This is a genomic window from Rhodopseudomonas sp. BR0C11, from assembly GCF_010820945.1.
Lineage (GTDB): Bacteria > Pseudomonadota > Alphaproteobacteria > Rhizobiales > Xanthobacteraceae > Rhodopseudomonas > Rhodopseudomonas palustris_H.
On sequence record NZ_QTKI01000010.1, the window covers coordinates 1 to 23,358 of the forward strand.

The following is a 23,358-nucleotide window of genomic DNA, read 5'->3' on the forward strand; positions in this document are numbered from 1 at the left end:
CTTCTTGATGTTGAGGCCTTGGGTCGAGACCGAAGTCGGCAATTGCGCGCTGGCGAGCGACACCCGGTTCTGCACCAGCACCTGCGCCATGTTCGGGTCGGTGCCGATGTCGAAGGTGACGATCAGGCTGTAGCTGCCGTCGCTGGCGCTGGTCGACTGCATGTAGATCATGCCCTCGACGCCGTTGACCTGTTGTTCGATCGGCAGCGCCACCGAATCCATCACGGTGCGCGCGCTGGCGCCCGGATAGGTCGCGGTGACCGACACCGTCGGTGGCACCACGTCGGGATATTGCGAGACCGGCAGCCGCATCAGCGCCAGGACGCCGAGCAGGACGATCAGGAAGGCGAGGGTGTTGGACAACACCGGCCGTTCGATGAAGAAGCGCGAGAACATGGGCAACGCCTCGTGAGGGCCGGTGGGCTCAGGGTTTCGCGGTGCCGGATTCGGCTCCAGGGTTCAGCGCAGCGGGGGCCGGTGTCGGCGCCGTCGGGGCGGCCGCCATCGCTCCGGCGACCGGCGCGACGGTGTTGCCGGCGATCGCGCGCTGGATCGCGCCGATCACCACCCGGTCGTCGGCCTTCAGGCCCTTGGTGATGACCCGGAGCTGTCCTTCCTGCGGGCCGAGCGTGACTTGGCGCTGCTCGACCACGTCGCCGGCGCCGACCACCATCACGTAGCTGCCAGTCTGGTTGGACATCACCGCGGTGTCGTTGATCAACAGCGCGTCGTCGAGCTTGCCGACCGCGACGCGAACCCGCACGAACAGGCCGGGCACCAGCGCCACATCCTTGTTCGGCAGCGTGCCGCGGAGCTGCAGCGTGCCGGTCGACGGATCGACCTGCGGCGCGATGTAGTCGACCTTGCCGGCATATTGGAACGAGGTGTCGGACGACAGCGCGACCTGGATCGGCATTTCCAGCCGTTCTTCGCGCATGTCCTTCAGCGTCTTGCCGCGCTTGGCGAGCGCGTCGCGCAGATTGATCTGCTGCTGCTCGGTGATGTTGAAATACACGTACAGCGGATCGACCTGGAGGATGGTGGCGAGCTTGGTGGGGCCGGCCGATCCGACCAGGGTGCCGACGTTGACCAGGCGCCGCGTCACCACGCCGTCGAACGGTGCCGTCACCGTGGTGTAGCCGAGCGAGGTCTTGGCCAGTGCCAGCGACGCCTGCGCGGCTGCGACCTGGGCGTTGGCCGCCGCCAGATTGGTCTGGGCGTCGTCGACGTTGCGCTGCGAGGCGACGTCTTTCTGGCCGAGGATCGACTGCCGGTCGGCTTCGCGCTGGGCGTTGGCCTGCTTGGCTTTGGCGCCGTCGAGCTGGGCCTGTTGCAGGTCGACCTGGGCCTGGTATTGCGCCTTCTCGATCTTGAACAGCTCGCGATCCTTCTTGACCGCTTCACCGTCGAGATAATCGATGCTCTCGATAAAGCCCTGCACCCGCGCTTCGAGATCGACCGAGGCGACCGGCGAGGTGTTGCCGGTGAATTCCGCATAGAGCGTCACGGGCGCCTGCGTTGGGTTGGCGACGGTGACCTTGGCGGGTGGCGGCGCGGCGTATTTGTTCTCTTCCTTGCAGCCCGCGAGGAGGAGGGGCGCGCCTGCGATCAGCGCAGCGATCCCGACCCGTCGGGCAGACGCCAAAGATGCGAAGCGGGCGCAAATCATCCGAATGTCTCCGTGTCGCGCGCAGGCAGATCGTTGCGGCACGGGAACTCAGAACTGATTCCTCGGTGGTGGTCCAACGATTGGGACAAAATGGTGGCTGCTCTGCGCGTCACCGAATGCGCAGCGGAGCTCCGACGGACTCTTACTCGCTCTTGCTAGGCTCGCTCTTCGAAGATCGTCGCCAGATGCACGATGGTCTCGACTGCCTTCTCCATGTCCTGACGGCTGACCCATTCCAGACGGGAGTGGAAGGCGTGCTCGCCGGCGAACACGTTGGGGCAGGGCAAGCCCATGAACGACAGCCGCGCGCCATCGGTGCCGCCGCGGATCGCGGCGGTGACCGGCGTGAGGCCGGCGCGGCGGATCGCTTCGCGGGCGTTCTCGACCAACTCGGGATGGCGGTCGAGCACCTGCTTCATGTTGCGATATTGCGGCTGGATCTCGATCCTGGCGCGCGAACGCGGATAATCCAGCATCACCTCTTCGACGATGCTCTGCAGCAGCGTCTCCTTGTCCTTCAACCCGGCCTCGGTGAAGTCGCGGACGATGAAGCTGACGCTGGCTTTCTCCAGCGTGCCGGTGATTCCGATCGGATGCAGGAAGCCTTCGCGTCCTTCGGTCGTTTCCGGCGAGCAGCCGGTCTTGGGCAGCCGCTCGATAATCGCGGCGGCGATCTTGATGGCGTGCTCGATCTTGCCCTTGGCGAATCCCGGATGGGCGCTGACGCCTTCGATGGTGATCAGCGCGCTGTCGGCCGAAAACGTCTCGTCCTCGATGTGACCGGCGCTTTCGCCGTCCATGGTGTAGGCGAAATCGGCGCCGAGCTTGGCGAGATCGACTTTATCGACGCCGCGGCCGATTTCTTCGTCCGGGGTGAACAGGATCTTGAGCGTGCCGTGCTTGATCTCCGGGTGCGCCAACAGAAACCGCGCCGCATCCATGATCTCGGCGACGCCGGCCTTGTTGTCGGCGCCGAGCAGGGTGGTACCGTCGCTGGTGACGACGTCGTGGCCGATCTGAGTCGACAGCGCCGGATGCTCCGTGCGTCGAATCACCTGTGAGGAATCACCCGGCAGGACGATGTCCCCGCCCTGATAGTCCTTCCACACCTGCGGTTTGACGCCGGCGCCTGAACAATCGGGTGAGGTGTCCATGTGGGCGCAGAAGCAGATCACCGGGACGTTCTGCTTCGCGGTGGTCGAAGGAATCGTCGCGTAGACGTAGCCGTGCTGGTCGAGATGCGCGTCGGCGAGGCCGAGTTCGCGCAGCTCCTGCGCCAGCAGCGTGCCGAGGTCTTTTTGCTTTTCTGTGGACGGGCAGGATTCGGAATGCGGGTCCGATTGGGTGTCGATGGTGACGTAGCGGAGAAAACGCTCCAACACGGTGAAGTCGAAGTTAATCGCGGTCACGTCCGAACTCCCTTGCAGGCTCGCAGCACCCGAACGCAGCATCATGCGCTTCGGGCACGCGGCATTCCTGTTGATATCCGGTCCTGACCTGCGGCGCGACCCAGGGAGCGGCGTGCTGCGCCGCCAAAAAGAAACGGCAGGCGGGGCGGATGCCCGAGCCTGCCGTTCTTCAATCTGAACTGGAGTTCTGATCCCGATCCGATCAGGACCTGCACTCCAGCGCATTGCTGCGACGAGCGTTTTTCACGCGACCCGGGACAACCGAGTCGCCCGTTGAAAAACGCTCTGGAAGCAGAATCAGATCGCTTCCTTGAGTTCCTTGGCGGCGCGGAACGCCACCTTCTTGGAGGCCTTGATCTGGATCTGCTCGCCGGTGGCCGGGTTGCGGCCCATGCGGGCGGCGCGCTTGCGAACCTGGAGGATGCCGAGGCCGACGATCCGGATGCGCTCACCCTTCTTCAGGTGCTTGGTGATGCGGGTCACCATGTCGCCCAGAATGGCTTCGGTCTGCTTCTTCGACAGCTCGTGCTCTTCCGCGAGCGCCGCTGCGAGATGCTTCAGGGTCACCGTCGCCGGCGTCGCGGATTTGGCAACTGCTTTCTTCGCCATATAGCCCTCCTGCTGTGTGTGGCGGCTTAGAAACTAAGACGTAGCAGGGCTTAGACGATTCGGGTGGGCGCTGCCTACGTCGTTTGCCCCGTAAACAGCGCATTATTTGCATTCGGGTGTCGAAAAATGCCGACATTAAAGGCGAAATGCAAAGGCTGTGCACGAGAATGGGAATCTCTGCCTCAAGCCGCTTGACTTGGGGGAGCGAGCCCTTTAATTCGACCGCCACTGCGGCGGTTGACGCAAACCACGCGGGAGTAGCTCAGTTGGTTAGAGCGCCGGCCTGTCACGCCGGAGGTCGCGGGTTCGAGCCCCGTCGCCACTTCGCCAAGATGGCGATTGGCGCACTGCAGTCCCCCTCTGAAACCTCCTGAAGTTCACAGCGATCTCATCGCGGTCAGATGCTGTTTGCCGTCTGGGCCTCAGAGCCCGACCGGAAATGCGGGCAACACATTCAAAGGCTTTCACAAGCCGTCCCATTGACGATTAGTTTCGTCATGGCCGGGCTTGTCCAAGCCATCCGCGCCTTTTCTCGCCGTTTCGCTGCAAGACGTGATGCCCGCCACAAGGCCGGGCAACGGATGGAAACGAAAGTGCTCGATTTGATGGCCCGCATGTCCAGTCGGGCTCTCAGGCTGAGTCTGCGCGGGTCTCTGGCTCGATCCGCGGATAGCAGGCGAGGGCACTGACGCGCGCTGGCGCGGATGCATCGAGAATGCTTGCTGTTTGCATCTGGCTGCTATGCAAAAGGCCGCCGAGGTGGCGGCCTTCTCAACCCTCTGTTACCGCTGATGCGCGGTCGGGGATGTGTGGCTATCTCACTGTCGAGCGGCCAGAGTCCGTGACGGTCATCTGCTTGGTGGCCTTGATGACCTGGGCCGTCTGGCTGTCGGCTGCGGTGGTGCGGGCTGTAATCCCCAGCGCTGCTACGCTGATACCTGCGATGAGAGCCACCACCACGATCTTCAGGTGGGTCGCACGATCCGCTGAATGCAAAGAGTGGTTCATCGCTGCCTCCCCGCGGCGCTTGTTGTTGCCGCGTCGACAAACGGACGATAGCCTTGCGTGTGTTTCAGGAAAGTTTCGCCGGTTCCGAAAATGGTTTCGTCCGCGCTGCGTATGGTTTCTAACGCGTTGACGAGTTCGGTTGTGAATGATGAGTCACGAATTCGTGCAGGTGAGGATCGGATTCACGCCGAGGACCTCGGTCTTGCCACAGCTTGGCTTGCGCCCCCTGTTGCACTGCGCTAAGCGGTAGAACAATTCAAATGCGAACGAGTCTGCGGCAGCGCAACAGCCGCGGGGTTAGGGAACGGGTGATGAGTGGCATTCTGTCTAACTACCTGCCAATCGTCGTTTTTATCATCGTTGCGGCTGGTTTGAGCTTCGTTTTGCTGGTGGCGCCGTTCGCGGTGGCGTATCAGCAACCGGACCCCGAGAAGCTCTCCGCCTATGAATGCGGATTCAATGCTTTCAGCGATGCCCGCATGAAATTCGACGTCAGATTCTACCTCGTCGCCATTCTGTTCATCATCTTCGACCTTGAAGTCGCATTTCTGTTTCCGTGGGCGGTTGCCTTCGGCAAGCTGGGCGCAACCGGCTTCTGGTCGATGATGGTATTCCTTGGCGTCCTGACCGTCGGCTTTGCCTACGAATGGAAGAAGGGCGCGTTGGAATGGGATTGAGGCCTGAAACGATGCAGCCGACGCCGTCGCAATATCCGACCGGCGCGCAGCCGCTGATCGCGCGGCCCGCCACCGGCATCATCGACCCCAACACCGGCAAGCCGGTCGGGGCGGACGATCCGTTCTTTCTCAACGTCAACCGCGAGTTGTCCGACAAGGGCTTCTTCGTCGCCGCGACCGATGACCTGATCACCTGGGCGCGCACCGGCTCGCTGATGTGGATGACGTTCGGTCTCGCCTGCTGCGCGGTCGAGATGATGCAGTTGTCGATGCCGCGTTACGACGCCGAGCGGTTCGGCTTCGCGCCGCGTGCGTCGCCGCGTCAGTCCGACGTGATGATCGTCGCCGGCACGCTGACCAACAAGATGGCCCCGGCGCTGCGCAAGGTTTACGACCAGATGCCGGAGCCGCGGTACGTGATCTCGATGGGATCGTGCGCCAACGGCGGTGGCTACTATCACTATTCGTATTCCGTGGTGCGCGGCTGCGACCGCATCGTCCCGATCGACATCTATGTGCCCGGCTGTCCGCCCACCGCCGAAGCGCTGCTGTACGGCGTGATGCTGTTGCAGAAGAAAATCCGGCGGACCGGCACTATCGAACGCTGAAGAAGGCTGTTTCATGGACGACAACGGGCTCGACACCCTGGGTCAGACGATCGTCGGCGCCTTGCCGGGAATCGCGACCGGTCACTCCGTCGCGTTCGGTCAGCTCACGCTGACCGTCGATGCCGGCAAAATCGTGGAGGTGATGCGGCTGCTGCGCGACGATCCGCGTTTCCGCTTCATCAGCTTCATCGACATGACCGCGGTCGATTATCCGGGGCGCGCGGAGCGGTTCGAGATCGTCTACCACCTGCTGTCGCCGAAGCTGAACGAGCGGGTGCGGGTCAAGGCCGAAGTCGGCGAGACCACGCTGGTGCCGTCGATCATCGAGGTCTTCCCCGGCGCCGACTGGTTCGAGCGCGAAGCCTACGACCTCTACGGCATCATCATCACCGGTCATCCCGATATGCGCCGGCTGCTGACTGATTATGGTTTCGAAGGTCATCCGCTGCGCAAGGATTTTCCGCTGACCGGGTTCGTCGAGGTTCGCTACGACGACGACCAGAAGCGGGTGATCTACGAGCCGGTGCGGCTCAATCAGGAGTTCCGTAAGTTCGACTTCCTATCGCCCTGGGAAGGGGCTGACTATCCGGTCCTTCCCGGAGACGAGAAGGCGGGAGTGAAGTCGTGACGTCGTTCGCTGTTCGTAATTCGCTATTCGCTTTGACGCGGAGCCCGCTCCATGGCTGACGCTGCTGCTCCCGACGCTGCCAGCGTCCGCAACTTCCCCATCAACTTCGGCCCGCAGCATCCGGCGGCGCACGGCGTGCTGCGTCTGGTGCTGGAGCTCGACGGCGAGGTGGTCGAACGGGTCGATCCGCATATCGGCCTTCTGCATCGCGGCACCGAAAAGCTGATCGAGCAGAAGACCTACCTGCAGGCCATTCCGTATTTCGATCGGCTCGACTACGTCGCGCCGATGAACCAGGAGCACGCATTCTGCCTCGCGGTGGAAAAGCTGCTGGGGATCGCGGTGCCGCGCCGCGCGCAACTGATCCGCGTGCTGTACGCCGAGATCGGCCGCATCCTGTCGCATCTGCTCAACGTCACCACGCAGGCGATGGACGTCGGCGCGCTGACCCCGCCGCTGTGGGGCTTCGAAGAGCGCGAAAAGCTGATGATGTTCTACGAGCGCGCATCCGGCAGCCGGATGCACGCGGCGTATTTCCGCGTCGGCGGCGTGCATCAGGATCTGCCGCCAAAGCTGGTCGACGATATCGATGCCTGGTGCGACGCATTCCCGGCGGTGGTCGACGATCTCGACCGACTGCTCAGCGACAACCGCATCTTCAAGCAGCGCAACGTCGATATCGGCGTGGTGACGCTCGATCAGGCCTGGGCCTGGGGCTTCTCCGGCGTGATGGTGCGCGGCTCGGGAGCAGCCTGGGACCTGCGCAAGGCGCAGCCTTACGAGTGCTACGCCGAACTCGATTTCGAAGTCCCGATCGGCAAGAACGGCGACTGCTACGACCGCTACCACATCCGCATGGAAGAGATGCGGCAGGCGGTGCGGATCATGAAGCAGTGCATTGCCAAGTTGCGCGAGCCGGCGGGGCAGGGGCCCGTCGTGGTCGACGACCACAAGATCTTCCCGCCGCGCCGCGGTGAGATGAAGCGGTCGATGGAAGCGCTGATCCATCACTTCAAGCTGTACACCGAGGGCTTCCACGTCCCGGCCGGCGAAGTCTATGCCGCGGTCGAAGCGCCGAAGGGCGAGTTCGGCGTGTATCTGGTCTCTGACGGCACCAACAAGCCGTACAAGTGCAAGATCCGCGCGCCGGGCTTTGCTCACTTGCAGGCGATGGACTTCCTCAGCCGCGGCCATCTGCTCGCCGACGTCTCGGCGATCCTCGGCTCGCTCGACATCGTGTTCGGAGAGGTCGATCGGTGAACGCACCCGGGCCCATCCAGTTTGACCGCGCTACCGGCGCTCTCGAGGGCGCCGGCGCCCTCGAGCGCATGGCGGCGTGTGCGCTGGTGATGGGCGCGCGGGTGTCGTCGACCTTCTCGTATCGCGGTTACAACGCCGCGGCGAATTTGATGCGCAAGGCGCTGCCGGAGCGCGATATCGCGATCAAGCTCAATCCCGACGCGACCTTCGTGTTTCCCTACGGCGACGGCTATTGGAGCAAGCTGCTGCAGCGCGATTACTCTTACGAGATCGAGCTGGACCTGTTGTTCCGCGACGCCGCCGACGTCGACTACACGCTGGTCGATTGCGGTGCGAATTACGGCTACTGGTCGGTGCTGGTGTCGAGCGCGCCGTTCGGTGCGCATCGCACTCTGGCGATCGAACCGTCGAGCCAGAATTTCGCGCGGTTGACGCACAATGCGCAGGTCAACGGCAACCGGTTCTCGGTGATGAAGTGCGCGGTCGGTGCCGCGCGTGGCACCGCGAAACTGTCGGGCACCAAGCACGAGGCGTTCAGCATCGCCGGCAAGCCCGGCGCCGACGGCGAAACTGTGCCGGTGATCCGTCTCGATGATCTGATCGACGACGGCCATCTGCCGCTCGGCGGCAAGTACATCGTCAAGCTCGACGTCGAGGGTGTCGAGATCGACGCGATCCGCGGCGGCGAGCGGCTGCTCGCTGAAGACACCGCGATCCTGTGCGAAGAGCACGGCAGCGACCGCGATCACAAGGTGTCGCGCTTCATCCTCGAACACACCCCGCTGAAGCTGGTCGTGTACGACCCGCAAAGCAATCGCTACGAGGCCGTAGTCGACCTCGGCATTCTCGACCGGATCAAGGTCGCGTCGAATGTCGGCTACAACGTCGTCGGAACCGCAAGCGCGTTCTGGCAGGCCCGGATCCAACACCTGAATGCGAGCGTGGCGCAGCGCTCGGCGAGAAACTGAGCATGTCCGTTCGTCGTCTGGCACCGAAAGAGCTGCAACCCGAGAGCTTCGCGTTCACCGCGGAAAATCTCGCCTGGGCGCAGAAGGAAATCACCAAGTATCCGCCGGGCCGGCAGTTCTCGGCGGTGATCGCGATCATGTGGCGGGCGCAGGAACAGTGCGGCGGCTGGCTGCCGGAAGCGGCGATCCGCACCGTCGCCGACATGCTGCAGATGCCGCATATCCGCGCGCTGGAAGTGGCGACCTTCTACACGATGTTCCAGCTCAACCCGGTCGGCAAGAAGGCCCACGTCCAGGTCTGCGGCACGACGCCGTGCCGGCTGCGCGGCGCCGGTGAGCTGATCGAGGTCTGCAAGAACCGGATCCATCACGACCCGTTCCATCTGTCGGCCGACGGCGACTTCTCCTGGGAGGAGGTCGAGTGCGCCGGCGCCTGCGTGAACGCGCCGATGGTGCAGATCTGGAAGGATACCTACGAAGACCTGACGCCCGAGACGCTGAACAAGGTGCTGGACGGTTTCGCCAGCGGCAATCCGCCGACGCCGGGCCCGCAGAATGGCCGGCAGCACGCGGCACCGATTACCGGTCCGACCACGCTGAAGACGGGTGGTATCAACGCATCACCGGTCGACGCCAACGGGCCGCCCTTGACCGATGACGAGGCGAAGCGGGCGGGGGTGGCTGCCAACGTCCAGGAGCGCCCCGCGCCCAAGCCGCCCGCAGCAGACGCCACCGAGAAGAACCCGCCATGACGACGCCCGCCCCGGTGGGGCGCGCCGTCGCGGAAAGCGCGAGAGCCATGCCGATCCCCGTTTACATGCTGCTGCACGGTGTCGCCGCCGCAGCGTTCATATTTCTGCTGCAGCGCTACGCGCTCGGTGCAACACTCCAATCGAGCGTGATCTGGGCGCTGACCTTCGGGGGATGCGCTACCGGGCTCGCTTACATGCAATCCAAACGCTGACAGGGAACGCCGCAAGCCATGCTGGACGACAAGGACCGCATCTTCCGGAACCTGTACGGTCTCGACGACTGGACGCTGAAGGGCGCGCGCCGTCGCGGCGCGTGGGAAGGTACCAAGGCGATCATCGACAAGGGCCGCGACTGGATCATCAACGAGATGAAGGCGTCGGGCCTGCGCGGCCGCGGGGGCGCCGGCTTCCCGACCGGCCTGAAGTGGTCCTTCATGCCGAAGGACAATGCCGACGGCCGGCCGAGCTATCTGGTCGTCAACGCCGACGAGTCCGAACCCGGCACCTGCAAAGACCGCGAGATCATGCGCCACGACCCGCACACGCTGGTCGAAGGCTGTCTGGTCGCGGGCTGCGCGATGGGCGCCCACACCGGCTACATCTACGTCCGCGGCGAGTTCATCCGCGAGCGCGAGCGGCTGCAGGCGGCGATCGACCAGGCCTACGAGGCCAAGCTGATCGGCAAGGACAACGTCCACGGCTATCCGTTCGACCTGTACGTCGCCCACGGCGCCGGCGCTTACATCTGCGGTGAAGAAACCGCGCTGCTCGAGAGCCTCGAGGGCAAGAAGGGCCAGCCGCGGCTGAAGCCGCCGTTTCCGGCGAACGTCGGTCTGTTCGGCTGCCCGACCACGGTGAACAACGTCGAGTCGATCGCGGTCGCGCCGGACATTCTGCGCCGCGGCGCGGCGTGGTTCTCGTCGATCGGCCGCGCCAACAACGTTGGGACCAAGCTTTACGGCATCTCCGGCCACGTCAACACGCCCTGCGTCGTCGAAGAGGCGATGGGCATTCCGTTCCGCGAGCTGATCGAAAAGCACGGCGGCGGCATTCGTGGCGGCTGGGACAATCTGCTGGCGATCATTCCCGGCGGCGCGTCGTGCCCGCTGATCCCGGCGGCGGATTGCCAGGACCTGATCATGGACTTCGACGGCACCCGCGCGGTGAAGTCGAGCTTCGGCACCGCCGGCGTGATCGTGATGGACAAGTCGACCGATGTCGTCGCGGCGATCGCGCGCATCAGTTACTTCTTCAAGCACGAAAGCTGCGGCCAGTGCACGCCGTGCCGCGAAGGCACCGGCTGGATGTGGCGCGTGCTCGACCGCATGGTCGAAGGCCGCGCCCACAAGCGTGAAATCGACATGCTGCTGGAAGTCACCAAGCAGGTCGAAGGCCACACCATCTGCGCGCTCGGCGATGCCGCGGCCTGGCCGATCCAGGGCCTGATCCGCGCCTTCCGCCCGGAAATCGAGCGCCGCATCGACGACTTCTCGCGCAAGGCCACGCTCGACGATCAGGGCGTGCTCGATCCGGCGCACATGCAAGCGGCGGAGTGACTGCCATGATCAAGATCATCGTCGACGGCAAGGAAGTCGAAGTTCCGCCGGAGTACACGCTGCTGCAGGCCTGTGAGTCCGCCGGCGCCGAAATTCCGCGGTTCTGTTACCACGAGCGGCTGTCGATCGCCGGCAACTGCCGGATGTGTCTGGTCGAGCTGAAGGGCACGCCGAAGCCGGTGGCGAGCTGCGCCTGGGGCGTGCGTGATTGCCGCCCGGGTCCGAACGGCGAGCCGCCGGAGATCTCGACTAAATCGCCGATGGTCAAGAAGGCACGCGAAGGCGTGATGGAGTTCCTGCTGATCAACCATCCGCTCGACTGCCCGATCTGCGATCAGGGCGGCGAGTGCGACCTGCAGGACCAGGCGATGGGCTATGGCGTCGATCAGAGCCGGTTCGCCGAGAACAAGCGCGCGGTCGAGGACAAGTATCTCGGGGTGCTGGTCAAGACCTCGATGACCCGCTGCATCCAGTGCACCCGCTGCGTGCGCTTTGCGGCGGAAATCTGCGGCGTGCCGGAAATGGGCGCGATCGGCCGCGGCGAGGATATGGAGATCACCACCTATCTCGAGCGGGCGCTGACCTCGGAGCTGCAGGGCAACCTGGTCGACATCTGTCCGGTCGGTGCCCTGACGTCCAAGCCGTACGCCTTCGCGGCGCGGCCCTGGGAGCTCGGCAAGACCCAGTCGGTGGACGTGATGGACGGCGTCGGTTCGGCGATCCGCCTCGATACCCGCGGCCGCGAAGTGATGCGCATCCTGCCGCGCGTCAACGAGGCGATCAACGAGGAGTGGATCTCCGACAAGACCCGCCACGTCGTCGACGGCCTGCGCACGCAGCGGCTCGACCGGCCTTACGTTCGTGAGGGCGGCAAGCTGAAGCCGGCGAGCTGGCAGCAGGCGTTCGCCGCAATCAAGGCCAAGCTCGACGGCTCCTCGGCCCCGAAGATCGGCGCGATCGCCGGCGATCTCGCCGCGGTCGAAGAGATGTTCGCGCTGAAGCAGTTGCTCGCCAAGCTCGGCTCGACCAACGTCGCGGCGCAGAACGTCGCGGCGTTCGATCCGAAGGCCGGCCGCGCCAGCTACATCTTCAATCCGGGGATCGTCGGCATCGAGCAGGCCGACGCGGTGCTGATCATCGGCTCCGATCCGCGCAAGGAAGCGGCGATCCTCAATGCCCGCATCCGCAAGCGCTGGCGGGCCAGCGGCATGCCGATCGGTGTGATCGGCGATCAGGCCGAGCTGACCTATCACTACAACTATCTCGGCGCCGGCACCGACACGCTGAACGATCTGATCGCCGGCAAGCTCGGCTTCGCCGAGACGCTGAAGAACGCCAAGCGTCCGATCATCCTGGTCGGTGCGGCGGCGACCGCGCGTCGCGACGGCGCCGCGATCCTGTCGCTGGCCGCCAAGCTCGCCGCCGACGTCGGCGCGCTCGACGACGGCTGGAACGGCTTTGCGGTGCTGCATCCGGCGGCCTCCAGCGTCGGCGCGCTCGACATCGGTTTCGTGCCGGGAGCAGGCGGGCTGGGCGCGGCGGAGATGGCGACGGCCGGCGGCGTCGACGTGCTGTTTTCGCTCGGCGCCGACGAGGTCAAGGTGCCGGACGGCGCGTTCGTGGTTTACATCGGCACCCATGGCGATCGCGGCGCACACCGCGCCGACGTGATTCTGCCGGGCGCCGCTTACACCGAGAAGTCCGGCATCTACGTCAACACTGAAGGCCGCGTGCAGATCGCCAATCGGGCGTCGTTCCCTCCGGGCGATGCGCGCGAAGACTGGGCGATCCTGCGGGCGCTGTCGGAAGCGGTCGGTGCCAAGCTGCCCTACGACTCGCTGGCGGCGCTGCGTAAGGCGCTGTTCGCGGAGGTGCCGCATCTGATGCGGGTCGATCAAATCGAGGCCGGCGATCCGGCCGATCTGCGCAAGCTGGCGGCTGCTGGCGGCAGCGTCGAGAAGACGCCGTTCAAGCCGGTGATCGCCGATTTCTACATGACCAACCCGATCGCGCGGGCGTCCGCGGTGATGGCGGAATGTTCCCGCCTTGCGTCGGGGCAATTGCTGACGGCGGCGGAGTAGGCGGGACCCATGGCTGAATTCTTCGCGACCAACCTGTGGCCGCTGCTCGTGGTGATCGGGCAGAGCGTGCTGCTGTTGGTCATCCTCCTGATCGCGATCGCCTACATCCTGCTCGCCGACCGTAAGATCTGGGCGGCGGTGCAGATCCGTCGCGGCCCGAACGTGGTCGGACCGTGGGGTCTGCTGCAGTCGTTCGCCGACTTGCTGAAGTTCGTCCTCAAAGAGCCGACCATTCCGGACGGCGCCAACAAGGGCTTGTTCCTGCTGGCGCCGCTGGTGACCTGCGTGCTGGCGCTCGCGGCCTGGGCGGTGATCCCGGTGAATGCCGGCTGGGTGATCGCCGACATCAACGTCGGCGTGCTCTACATCCTCGCGGTGTCGTCACTGTCGGTGTACGGCATCATCATGGCGGGCTGGTCGTCGAACTCGAAGTACCCGTTCCTCGCCGCGCTGCGCTCGGCGGCGCAGATGGTGTCTTACGAAGTCTCGATCGGCTTCGTGGTGATCTGCGTACTGCTGTGCGTCGGCTCGCTGAACCTGACCGCGATCGTCGAGGCGCAGGACGGCAAGTGGGGCATGCTCGGCTGGTACTGGCTGCCGCTGTTCCCGATGTTCGTGGTGTTCTACGTCTCGGCGCTGGCCGAAACCAACCGCCCGCCGTTCGACCTCGTCGAAGCGGAATCGGAACTGGTCGCCGGCTTCATGGTCGAATACTCGTCGACCCCGTATCTGCTGTTCATGCTCGGCGAGTACGTGGCGATCGTCACGATGTGCGCGATGGGCACGATCCTGTTCCTCGGCGGATGGTTGCCGCCGGTGCCTTACGCGCCCTTCACCTGGGTGCCGGGTATCGTCTGGTTCTCGCTGAAGCTGCTGTTCATGTTCTTCCTGTTCGCGATGGCGAAGGCGATCGTGCCGCGCTACCGCTACGACCAGTTGATGCGGCTGGGCTGGAAGGTGTTCCTGCCGCTGTCGCTGGCGATGGTGGTGATCGTGGCGTCGGTCCTGCAGTTCGCCGGCCTGGCACCGAAATGAGGCTTCGATGAACGTCACCGCTACCGCCCGTTCGCTGCTTCTGACCGAGTTCGTATCGGCGTTTTTCCTCGCCATGCGTTACTTCTTCAAACCGAAGCCGACGATCAATTATCCTTTCGAGAAGAACCCGATCTCACCGCGGTTCCGCGGCGAGCACGCGCTGCGCCGTTATCCCAACGGCGAGGAGCGCTGCATCGCCTGCAAGCTGTGCGAGGCGGTGTGCCCCGCGCAGGCGATCACCATCGAGGCCGGCCCGCGCCGCAACGACGGCACCCGCCGCACGGTGCGCTACGACATCGATATGGTGAAGTGCATCTATTGCGGGTTCTGCCAGGAGGCGTGCCCGGTCGACGCGATCGTCGAGGGACCGAACTTCGAGTTCGCCACCGAGACCCGCGAAGAATTGTACTACGACAAGGCCCGCCTGCTGGCCAACGGCGACCGCTGGGAACGCGAAATCGCCAAGGCCATCTCCCTCGACGCGCCGTACCGGTGAGCTGACGCCATGTCGATGCCCGTCCTGTTCTTCTATCTCTACGCCGGGGTGGCGATCGCCGCCGCGGTGATGGTCGTGGTCGCCCGCAACCCGGTGCACTCCGCGCTGTTCCTTATCCTGGTGTTCGTCAACGCCGCCGGCATGTTCGTGCTGATGGGGGCCGAATTCCTGGCGATGATCCTGATCGTGGTCTATGTCGGCGCCGTCGCGGTGCTGTTCCTGTTCGTGATCATGATGCTGGATGTCGACTATAGCCAGCTGCGCGAAGGCTTCCTCGAATATCTGCCGTTCGGCCTGTTGATCGGCTTCATCTTCCTGGCCGAGCTGTTGCTGCTGGCCGGCGGCTGGGTGATCAGCCCGACCGTCACCAAGGCGGTGACATCGCCGATCCCGACCGGCGTCTCCAACACCGAGGCGCTCGGCCTCGTGCTCTATACCCGCTACATCCACTACTTCCAGGTGTCGGGCATGGTGCTGCTGGTGGCGATGGTTGGCGCGATTGTGCTGACGCTGCGCCACAAGAAGAAGGTCAAGCGGCAGGATATCGCCGCGCAGAACGCCCGCTCCAAGGAGACGGCGATGGCGATCCGCCACGTCAAGCCGGGGCAGGGCCTGTCCGACAACGATGCTGCGGAGTGGGTGCGATGAACGAGATCGGTCTCGGCCATTTCCTGTCGGTCGCCGCGGTGCTGTTCACGCTCGGCACGCTCGGCATCTTCCTGAACCGCAAGAACGTCATCATCATCCTGATGTCGATCGAGCTGATGCTGCTCGCCGTCAACATCAACCTGGTGGCGTTCTCGATCTACCTGAACGACATCGTCGGCCAGGTTTACGCGCTGCTGGTGCTCACCGTCGCCGCCGCGGAGGCCGCGATCGGCCTCGCGGTTCTGGTGGTGTTCTTCCGCAACCGCGGCACCATCGCGGTGCAAGATATCAACTTGATGAAGGGCTAGGGCATGATCGGCAATCGTTTGCGGATTGACGGCATGTCCGGGGGGCTGAAGGCGCGCGCATGATCCAGGCTATCGTATTCCTGCCGCTTGTCGGCGCGCTGATCGCGGCCGTCATTGCGCTGGTGGGCGCCCACGCCCGCAACCCGAGCGGCGACACCGTCGAGCACCACGATGATCACGGCCATAGCCACGACGCACATGGCCACGCTGCGCACGGCCATGACGCTCATGCGCATGAGGCTCATGGTCACGACGACCACGCGCACGACGATCACGCTCACGGTCCGGTCGAACCGGCCGCTGCCGGCTCGCGTCTCGCCGAGATCGTCACCACGACGCTGCTGCTGATTTCCTGCGCGCTGTCCTGGGTGACGCTGGTCGAAGTCGGCTTCATGCACCACGATTCACGCGTGGCGTTGTTGCCGTGGATCAATTCCGGCGAGCTGCAGGTCGCCTGGGCGCTGCGCGTCGACACGCTGACCGCGGTGATGCTGGTGGTGGTGACGACGGTGTCGTCGCTCGTCCACCTGTATTCGATCGGCTACATGCACGAGGATCCGCATCGGCCGCGGTTCTTCGGCTATCTGTCGCTGTTCACCTTCGCAATGCTGATGCTGGTGACCGCCGACAACCTGCTGCAGCTGTTCTTCGGCTGGGAAGGCGTCGGTCTGGCGAGCTACCTGCTGATCGGGTTCTGGTACCAAAAGCCGTCGGCCAACGCCGCCGCCATCAAGGCTTTCGTGGTCAACCGCGTCGGCGACTTCGGCTTCCTGCTCGGCATCTTCACGGTGTTCGTGCTGGTCGGCTCCACCGATTTCGACACGATCTTCTCGGCGGCGCCGGGCCTGACCGGCAAGACCATCAACTTCTTCGGCTGGCATGCCGACGCGCTGACGCTGGCCTGCCTGATGCTGTTCATGGGTGCGATGGGCAAGTCGGCGCAGTTCCTGCTGCACACCTGGCTGCCGGACGCGATGGAAGGCCCGACCCCGGTGTCGGCGCTGATCCACGCCGCGACCATGGTCACCGCAGGCGTATTCATGGTGGCGCGGATGTCGCCGCTGTTCGAACTCGCCCCGAACGCCCAGGCCGTGGTGATGTTCTTCGGCGCCACCACCGCATTCTTCGCGGCGACGATTGGTCTCGTCCAGAACGACATCAAGCGGATCGTGGCGTATTCGACCTGTTCGCAGCTCGGCTACATGTTCGTGGCGATGGGGGCGGGCGCGTACTCGGTCGGTATGTTCCATCTGTTCACGCACGCCTTCTTCAAGGCGCTGCTGTTCTTGGGCGCCGGCTCGGTGATCCACGCGATGCATCACGAGCAGGACATCCGCAACATGGGTGGCCTGAAGGACCGCATCCCGTTCACCTACGGCGTGATGCTGATCGGCACCCTGGCGCTGACCGGCTTCCCCCTGACCGCCGGCTACTTCTCCAAGGACGCGATCATCGAGGCGGCGTTCGTCTCGAAGAACCCGCTGGCGTTCTACGGCTTCCTGATGACCGTGGTCGCCGCGCTGCTCACCTCGTTCTATTCGTGGCGCCTGGTATTCAAGACCTTCCACGGCGAGCCGCATGATCGGAAGCATTACGAGGCGGCGCATGAGAGCCCGCTGGTGATGACGATCCCGCTGTTCGTGCTCGCCTTCGGCGCTCTGGCGGCCGGCTATCCGTTCAAGGAGCTGTTCGCTGGCCACGGCATCGAGGAGTTCTTCCGCTCGTCGCTGAAGATGCACCCGCACATCATCGAAGAGATGCACCACATCCCGGCCTGGATCGCGTTGCTGCCGACGGTGATGATGGTGGTGGGCTTCCTGGTGTCCTGGTTCTTCTACATCCGGCGCCCGGATATCCCGATGGAGCTCGCCAGCCAGCATCGGCTGCTCTACCAGTTCCTGCTCAACAAGTGGTACTTCGACGAATTGTACGAGATCATCTTCGTGCGTCCGGCGAAGTGGATTGGCCGCCAGCTCTGGAAGAAGGGCGATGGCATGCTGATCGACGGCTTCGGCCCCGACGGCATCTCCGCCCGGGTGCTCGACGTCACCCGCGGGGTGGTCCGGATGCAGACCGGCTACCTCTACCACTACGCATTCGCGATGCTGATCGGCGTGGCCGGTCTGATCACCTGGTTCATCCTCGGCTTGGGGGGCCGGTAAATGTCGGCTTCGATCATGACCTGGCCGGTGCTGTCGGTCGTTACGTTCCTGCCGGTGCTCGGTGCGGCACTGGTCTATCTCGCCCGCGGCGAGGACGAGGCGGCGCGGCGTAACGCCCGCTGGATCTCGCTGTGGACCACGCTGATCACCTTCGCGGTGTCTCTGCTGCTGGTGTGGCACTTCGATCCCGCCAACCCGGGCTTCCAGTTCGTCGAAAAGGCGCCCTGGCTCGGCAACACCATCACCTATCACATGGGTGTCGACGGCATTTCGCTGCCGCTGGTGATCCTGACCACCGCGATCATGCCGTTCTGCATCATCGCGAGCTGGCGCTCGGTGACGGTGCGGGTGCGCGAATATATGATCGCGTTCCTGATCCTCGAAACGCTGATGATCGGCACCTTCTCGGCGCTGGATCTGGTGCTGTTCTATCTGTTCTTCGAAGGCGGCCTGATCCCGATGTTCCTGATCATCGGCATCTGGGGCGGTCCGCGCCGGGTGTACGCGTCGTTCAAGTTCTTCCTGTACACGCTGCTCGGCTCGGTCCTGATGCTGCTGGCGATCATGGCGCTGTACTGGAACGCCGGCACCACCGACATTCCGACCCTGATGCGCACCTCGGTGCCGAGCGGTCTGCAGACTTGGGCGTGGCTGGCGTTCTTTGCTTCGTTTGCGGTGAAGATGCCGATGTGGCCGGTGCACACCTGGCTGCCGGACGCGCACGTCGAAGCGCCGACCGCGGGTTCGGTCGTCCTTGCCGCTATCCTGCTGAAGATGGGCGGCTACGGCTTCCTGCGGTTCTCGCTGCCGATGTTCCCCGACGCTTCGGTGTATTTCGCGCCGCTGATCTACACCCTGTCGGTGATCGCGATCATTTACACCTCGCTGGTGGCGCTGATGCAGGAGGACATCAAGAAGCTGATTGCGTACTCCTCAGTGGCGCATATGGGCTTCGTCACCATGGGCATCTTCTCCGGCACCACCCAGGGCGTCGCCGGCGCGGTGTTCCAGATGATCAGCCACGGCATCGTGTCGGGCGCGCTGTTCCTCTGCGTCGGCGTCGTTTACGACCGGATGCACACCCGCGAGATCGCTGCCTATGGCGGCCTGGTCAACCGGATGCCGCTGTACGCGCTGGTGTTCATGGTATTCACCATGGCCAATGTCGGTCTGCCCGGCACCTCCGGCTTCATCGGTGAATTCCTGACGCTGCTCGGCACCTTCCGCGTCAACATCCCGACCGCGACGCTGGCGACCACCGGCGTGATCCTGTCGGCCGGCTACGCGCTGTGGCTGTATCGCAAGGTGGTGTTCGGGGCGATGACCAAGCCGGCGCTCGCCAGCATCAAGGATCTGACCTGGCGCGAAGGTCTGATGATGGCGCCGCTGGTGGTTCTGACGATCCTGTTCGGCTTCTATCCGAAGCCGGTGCTCGACATGTCGGCCGCCTCCGTTCAGCAACTCGTCAACAACTACGCCGCCGCCGTGACTGCCGTGAAGGCAGCGGCGCTGCCGTGACCGGCAAGGACTGATCCAGATGAACTTTGAAACAGCCGGTTACCCGCTGCTTCCGATCCTGCCGGAACTGGTTCTGGTGGTGGGGGCGATGCTGCTCCTGATGCTCGGCGCGTATCGCGGGCCGAAGGCCACCGGCACCGTCACAGTGCTGGCGATCCTGCTGCTGGTCGCCACCGGCGCGCTGGAGCTGTTCGCGCTGCCGGCCGGCAAGCTGGTCACCTTCGGCGGCAGCTTCATCGTCGACGACTTCGCCCGCTTCCTGAAGGTGCTGGCGCTGATCGGATCGGCGGTGACGCTGATCCTGTCGCTCGAAGTGCTGACTCATCCGACGCGGCGGATGTTCGAATACGCCATTCTGGTGCTGCTGTCGTCCGCCGGCATGCTGCTGCTGATCTCGGCCGGCGACCTGATCATGCTGTATCTCGGCCTCGAACTGATGAGCCTCGCGCTCTACGTGGTCGCTGCCAGCAACCGTCAGGATGCCAAGTCGAACGAAGCCGGCATGAAGTACTTCGTGCTCGGCGCGCTGTCGTCCGGCATGCTGCTGTATGGCGCCTCGCTGATCTACGGATTCACCGGCACGGTGCAGTTCTCCGGCATTGCGGCTGCGGCCAAGGACGGCAATGTCGGCCTGGTGTTCGGCCTCGTGTTCCTGCTCGCCGGCCTGTGCTTCAAGGTTTCGGCGGTGCCGTTCCACATGTGGACGCCGGACGTTTATGAAGGCGCGCCGACCCCGGTCACTGCGTTCTTCGCCTCGGCGCCGAAGGTGGCGGGCATCGCGATCTTCACCCGCGTCACGCTCACGGCATTCCCGAGCATCGCGCCGCAGTGGCAGCAGATCGTGATCTTCGTGGCGATCGCCTCGATGGCGCTCGGCTCGTTCGCGGCGATCGGCCAGAAGAACATCAAGCGCCTAATGGCGTATTCGGCGATTGCCAATATCGGCTTCGCGCTGGTCGGTCTGTCGGCCGGCACGGTTGAAGGCGCGCAGGGCGTGATCGTCTACATCTCGATCTATGTGGCGATGACGCTGGGCGCGTTCGCGGTGATCCTGGCGATGCGTCGCAACGGCATGCACGTCGAGAACATCAGCGATTTCGCCGGCCTGTCGCGGACCAATCCGCCGCTGGCGTTCTTCTTCGCGATGCTGCTGTTCTCGTTCGCCGGCATCCCGCCGCTCGCCGGTTTCTTCGCCAAGTTCTACGTGTTCATGGCCGCGATCAAGGCCGGCATGTTCGTGCTGGCTGTGGTCGGCGTCGTCACCAGCGTGGTGGGTGCCTACTATTATCTCGCCATCGTCAAGGTGATGTACTTCGACGAGCCGGCGCCGGGCGTCGATCCGGTGCGGCCGGAGCTACGCGGCGTCCTGATGGTCGCCGGCCTGTTCAATATGCTGTTCTTCGTCTACCCGGCACCGCTGGTGAACGCAGCAACAGCGGCAGCCAAGTCGCTGTTCTAAATGACAGCGCTGCATCTCGGATCAAAGGCGGCAGCGGCGGGCTATAGGCTCGCCGCTTTCGATTCCACGGGCTCGACCAATGCCGAGGCGCTGACCAGCGCGCGAGCAGGCGAGGTGGGCCCGATGTGGTTCGTCACCACCGAGCAGACCGCCGGCCGTGGCCGCCGCCAGCGCGCCTGGATCGCGCCGCGGGGCAATCTCGCCAGCAGCGTTCTCGAAGTGATGCGAGTGCCGCCCGGCACCGCGGCGACGCTCGGCTTCGCTGCCGGGCTCGCGCTCGAAGCCGCGCTGCAGCAGGTCAGCCTGGAAGCGCGGGCGCGCTCAGGGATCGATTTTGGTTTCCGGCTGAAATGGCCGAACGACGTGCTGGCGTCGGGCAAGAAGCTCGCCGGCATTCTGCTCGAAGCGGAGAACGTCGGCGATCGCCTTGCCGTGGTGGTCGGTATCGGCACCAACGTCATCGCGGCGCCGACCGATACGCCGTATCCGGCGGTCTCGCTGCACGATCTCGGCATCTCGGTGAGCGCCGAGGATCTGTTCGCGGCGCTGTCCGACGCCTGGACCGAGCTGCGCGGCATCTGGGACGACGGCCGCGGCTTTCCGGAGATTCGCCGGCGCTGGCTGGAGCGCGCCGCCGGTCTCGGCGAACCGGTGTCGATCCGATCCGGCGACAGCGCGCTCGAGGGCGTGTTCGACAGCATCGACGACACCGGCTGTCTGATCGTGCGCACCACCGACGGAAGAAGGGTGCCGGTTTCGGCCGGTGACGTGTATTTCAAAGGCGTCGCATCAATGGGAGCGGCGTGATGGCGCGTCCGGACGAGTTTACATTTGCGCCGCTCGGCGGCGTCGGCGAGATCGGCATGAACCTGTCGATCTACGGCCTCGGCAATCGCGCTCAGCGGAGCTGGCTGGCGGTCGACCTCGGCGTGTCGTTCGGCGACGAGGAGCATCTGCCCGGCATTGATTTGATCATGCCGGACATCCGCTTCCTGGAAAAAGAGAAGAAGAACCTGGTCGGCCTGGTGCTGACCCATGCGCACGAGGATCATTTCGGCGCGATCATCGATCTGTGGCCGAAGCTCGGCTGCCCGATCTACGCCACCAAATTCAGCGCCTCGCTGTTCGCCGCCAAGCTGGCGGCTGAACGCACCACGCTGAAGATTCCGATCACCGAAGTGCCGTCGGGCGGCACCATCGATCTCGGCCCGTTCAGCGTCGAATTCATCCCGGTGGCGCATTCGATTCCGGAAAGCCACGCGCTGGCGATCCGCACCTCGGTCGGCACGGTACTGCACACCGGCGACTGGAAGATCGATCCGACCCCCGTCGTCGGCCCGCCGACCGACGAAGCGCGGCTGCGCCAGCTCGGCGACGAAGGCGTGCTCGCGCTGATCGGCGACTCCACCAATGCGGTGCGCGACGGCCGCTCGCCGTCTGAAGCTGAAGTCGCAGTTTCGCTCGCCGGCCTGATCAAGTCGGCGAAGGGCCGCGTCGCGGTGACGACCTTCGCATCCAACGTCGGTCGCATCCGCGCCGTCGCCGATGCGGCGAAGGCGGCGGGGCGCGAGGTTGTTCTTGTTGGCCGCGCGATGGACCGCGTTGCGCAGGTCGCGCGCGAGACAGGTCATCTCGATGGCGTGCAGAGCTTCCGCGGACCCGAGTATTATGGGCACTTTCCGCCCGACAAGGTGCTGGCGCTGTGCACCGGCAGCCAGGGTGAGCCGCGCGCCGCGCTGGCGCGAATTGCCAGAGACGACCATCCCGAAATCACCCTCAACAAGGGCGACTGCGTGATCTTCTCGTCGCGCACGATTCCGGGCAACGAGAAGGCGGTCGGCAGCATCATCAACGGGCTGGTGACGCAAGGCATCGAAGTGATCACCGATCGCGATCACCTCGTCCATGTCTCCGGGCATCCGCGCCGCGATGAGTTGCGCGAGATGATCTCTTGGGTGCGGCCGCAGCTCTTGATCCCGGTGCACGGCGAAGCGCTGCATCTGAACGCTCACGCCAAGCTGGCGCGGCAGATGGGCGTGCCGAAGGTGATGACCTGCCGCAACGGCGAGCTGATCCGTCTCGGTCCGGGCGATCCGGCGGTGATTGATCAACTGCCGTCGGGCCGGCTCTACAAGGACGGCACCATCCTCGAGCAGGACACCTCGCGCGCCGTGGTCGAGCGCCGCAAGATGGCGTTCGCCGGCTGTGCTTTCGTGGCGCTGGCGCTGACCGAGGCCGGCGAACTTGCCGACGATCCCGAGGTCGATCTGGTCGGCATGCCGGAGAACAACACCGCGGGCGAGCCGCTCGAAGACATCGTGTTCGATGCCGTGGTTGCCACCGTCGAGGGGTTGCCGCGCGCGCGGCGACGCGATCCGGACTCGGTCGCGGAATCGGTGCGACGCACGGTCCGCTCGATCGTTCAGGCGGAATGGGGCAAGAAACCTTTGTGCACGGTGCACGTGCTGACGGTTTGAGATAAACACCAACAAGAACACGACAACGAA

General features: G+C 64.6%; 23 protein-coding genes and 1 tRNA gene. 19 read left to right on the forward strand and 5 right to left on the reverse strand.

The annotated features are described in order from the left end of the window. From DYI24_RS02135 to DYI24_RS02150, 4 genes are all read right to left on the reverse strand, one after another. Positions 1-396: efflux RND transporter permease subunit (locus DYI24_RS02135; protein ID WP_205523328.1), on the reverse strand; the 396-nt coding region annotated here is incomplete at its 3' end. Positions 397-424: 28 nt separating this feature from the next. After that, complete coding sequence (locus DYI24_RS02140) at positions 425-1,669, reverse strand: efflux RND transporter periplasmic adaptor subunit (protein WP_164571083.1); 1,245 nt, start codon at positions 1,667-1,669, stop codon at positions 425-427. Positions 1,670-1,824: 155 nt separating this feature from the next. Continuing rightward, positions 1,825-3,120: a peptidase T gene (pepT, locus tag DYI24_RS02145; RefSeq protein ID WP_502706326.1), complete on the reverse strand. Its 1,296-nt coding sequence runs from the start codon at positions 3,118-3,120 to the stop codon at positions 1,825-1,827. 255 nt (positions 3,121-3,375) lie between these two features. Next, on the reverse strand, positions 3,376-3,687 hold the full coding sequence (locus tag DYI24_RS02150) for an HU family DNA-binding protein (RefSeq protein ID WP_011158502.1): 312 nt from the start codon (positions 3,685-3,687) through the stop codon (positions 3,376-3,378). 254 nt (positions 3,688-3,941) lie between these two features. Between DYI24_RS02150 and DYI24_RS02155 the strand changes: the two genes are divergently transcribed. Further along, positions 3,942-4,017 (forward strand) — tRNA-Asp (locus DYI24_RS02155). A 483-nt stretch (positions 4,018-4,500) separates the two neighbouring features. On the opposite strand, the gene DYI24_RS02160 is transcribed toward DYI24_RS02155, so the two are convergent. Further along, complete coding sequence (locus DYI24_RS02160; RefSeq protein WP_107355922.1) at positions 4,501-4,695, reverse strand: hypothetical protein; 195 nt, start codon at positions 4,693-4,695, stop codon at positions 4,501-4,503. 311 nt (positions 4,696-5,006) lie between these two features. On the opposite strand from DYI24_RS02160, the gene DYI24_RS02165 reads away from it, so the two are divergent. The 18 genes from DYI24_RS02165 to DYI24_RS02250 are packed head-to-tail and all read left to right on the forward strand — an operon-like array spanning position 5,007 to position 23,328. Beyond that, on the forward strand, positions 5,007-5,372 hold the full coding sequence (locus DYI24_RS02165; RefSeq protein WP_011158501.1) for an NADH-quinone oxidoreductase subunit A: 366 nt from the start codon (positions 5,007-5,009) through the stop codon (positions 5,370-5,372). Beyond that, positions 5,363-5,980 carry a NuoB/complex I 20 kDa subunit family protein gene (locus DYI24_RS02170; protein WP_408018706.1) on the forward strand — a complete coding sequence of 206 codons (618 nt, stop codon included), beginning with the start codon at positions 5,363-5,365 and terminating at the stop codon, positions 5,978-5,980. The genes DYI24_RS02165 and DYI24_RS02170 overlap by 10 nt, the downstream gene beginning before the upstream one ends. A 13-nt stretch (positions 5,981-5,993) precedes the next feature. Next, the gene (locus DYI24_RS02175; protein WP_164571085.1) at positions 5,994-6,608 is read left to right on the forward strand and encodes an NADH-quinone oxidoreductase subunit C; all 615 of its coding nucleotides are present in this window, start codon (positions 5,994-5,996) and stop codon (positions 6,606-6,608) included. Positions 6,609-6,659: 51 nt separating this feature from the next. Then, positions 6,660-7,868, forward strand: a complete 1,209-nt coding sequence (locus DYI24_RS02180; protein ID WP_164571086.1) for an NADH-quinone oxidoreductase subunit D — start codon at positions 6,660-6,662, stop codon at positions 7,866-7,868. Further along, positions 7,865-8,836 (forward strand): FkbM family methyltransferase, encoded by a 972-nt coding sequence (locus tag DYI24_RS02185; protein ID WP_164571087.1) that lies wholly within the window; start codon positions 7,865-7,867, stop codon positions 8,834-8,836. The genes DYI24_RS02180 and DYI24_RS02185 overlap by 4 nt, the downstream gene beginning before the upstream one ends. A gap of 2 nt (positions 8,837-8,838) precedes the next feature. Further along, positions 8,839-9,588: an NADH-quinone oxidoreductase subunit NuoE gene (nuoE, locus tag DYI24_RS02190; protein WP_164571088.1), complete on the forward strand. Its 750-nt coding sequence runs from the start codon at positions 8,839-8,841 to the stop codon at positions 9,586-9,588. Next, entirely contained in the window at positions 9,585-9,800 is a 216-nt protein-coding gene (locus DYI24_RS02195) for a hypothetical protein (RefSeq protein ID WP_107344842.1), read from the forward strand. Before nuoE ends, DYI24_RS02195 begins: the two co-directional genes overlap by 4 nt. Positions 9,801-9,818: 18 nt before the next feature. Continuing rightward, the gene (nuoF, locus tag DYI24_RS02200; protein ID WP_107344841.1) at positions 9,819-11,144 is read left to right on the forward strand and encodes an NADH-quinone oxidoreductase subunit NuoF; all 1,326 of its coding nucleotides are present in this window, start codon (positions 9,819-9,821) and stop codon (positions 11,142-11,144) included. A gap of 5 nt (positions 11,145-11,149) precedes the next feature. Next, on the forward strand, positions 11,150-13,225 hold the full coding sequence (gene nuoG / locus DYI24_RS02205) for an NADH-quinone oxidoreductase subunit NuoG (RefSeq protein ID WP_164571089.1): 2,076 nt from the start codon (positions 11,150-11,152) through the stop codon (positions 13,223-13,225). 9 nt (positions 13,226-13,234) lie between these two features. After that, positions 13,235-14,260 (forward strand): NADH-quinone oxidoreductase subunit NuoH, encoded by a 1,026-nt coding sequence (nuoH, locus tag DYI24_RS02210; protein ID WP_012496375.1) that lies wholly within the window; start codon positions 13,235-13,237, stop codon positions 14,258-14,260. Between the two features lie 7 nt (positions 14,261-14,267). Continuing rightward, positions 14,268-14,756, forward strand: coding sequence for an NADH-quinone oxidoreductase subunit NuoI (nuoI, locus tag DYI24_RS02215; protein ID WP_011158491.1), 489 nt, complete (start codon positions 14,268-14,270; stop codon positions 14,754-14,756). Positions 14,757-14,765: 9 nt separating this feature from the next. Continuing rightward, entirely contained in the window at positions 14,766-15,404 is a 639-nt protein-coding gene (locus DYI24_RS02220; protein WP_107344839.1) for an NADH-quinone oxidoreductase subunit J, read from the forward strand. Continuing rightward, entirely contained in the window at positions 15,401-15,712 is a 312-nt protein-coding gene (gene nuoK, locus DYI24_RS02225) for an NADH-quinone oxidoreductase subunit NuoK (RefSeq protein WP_107344838.1), read from the forward strand. Before DYI24_RS02220 ends, nuoK begins: the two co-directional genes overlap by 4 nt. A gap of 59 nt (positions 15,713-15,771) precedes the next feature. Next, positions 15,772-17,874, forward strand: coding sequence for an NADH-quinone oxidoreductase subunit L (gene nuoL, locus DYI24_RS02230; RefSeq protein ID WP_164571090.1), 2,103 nt, complete (start codon positions 15,772-15,774; stop codon positions 17,872-17,874). After that, positions 17,875-19,392, forward strand: a complete 1,518-nt coding sequence (locus tag DYI24_RS02235) for an NADH-quinone oxidoreductase subunit M (RefSeq protein ID WP_164571091.1) — start codon at positions 17,875-17,877, stop codon at positions 19,390-19,392. 19 nt (positions 19,393-19,411) lie between these two features. After that, entirely contained in the window at positions 19,412-20,851 is a 1,440-nt protein-coding gene (gene nuoN / locus DYI24_RS02240) for an NADH-quinone oxidoreductase subunit NuoN (protein WP_107344836.1), read from the forward strand. Beyond that, positions 20,852-21,658: a biotin--[acetyl-CoA-carboxylase] ligase gene (locus DYI24_RS02245; protein ID WP_164571092.1), complete on the forward strand. Its 807-nt coding sequence runs from the start codon at positions 20,852-20,854 to the stop codon at positions 21,656-21,658. Then, the gene (locus DYI24_RS02250) at positions 21,658-23,328 is read left to right on the forward strand and encodes a ribonuclease J (RefSeq protein WP_164571093.1); all 1,671 of its coding nucleotides are present in this window, start codon (positions 21,658-21,660) and stop codon (positions 23,326-23,328) included. The genes DYI24_RS02245 and DYI24_RS02250 overlap by 1 nt, the downstream gene beginning before the upstream one ends. Positions 23,329-23,358: the final 30 nt, after the last annotated feature.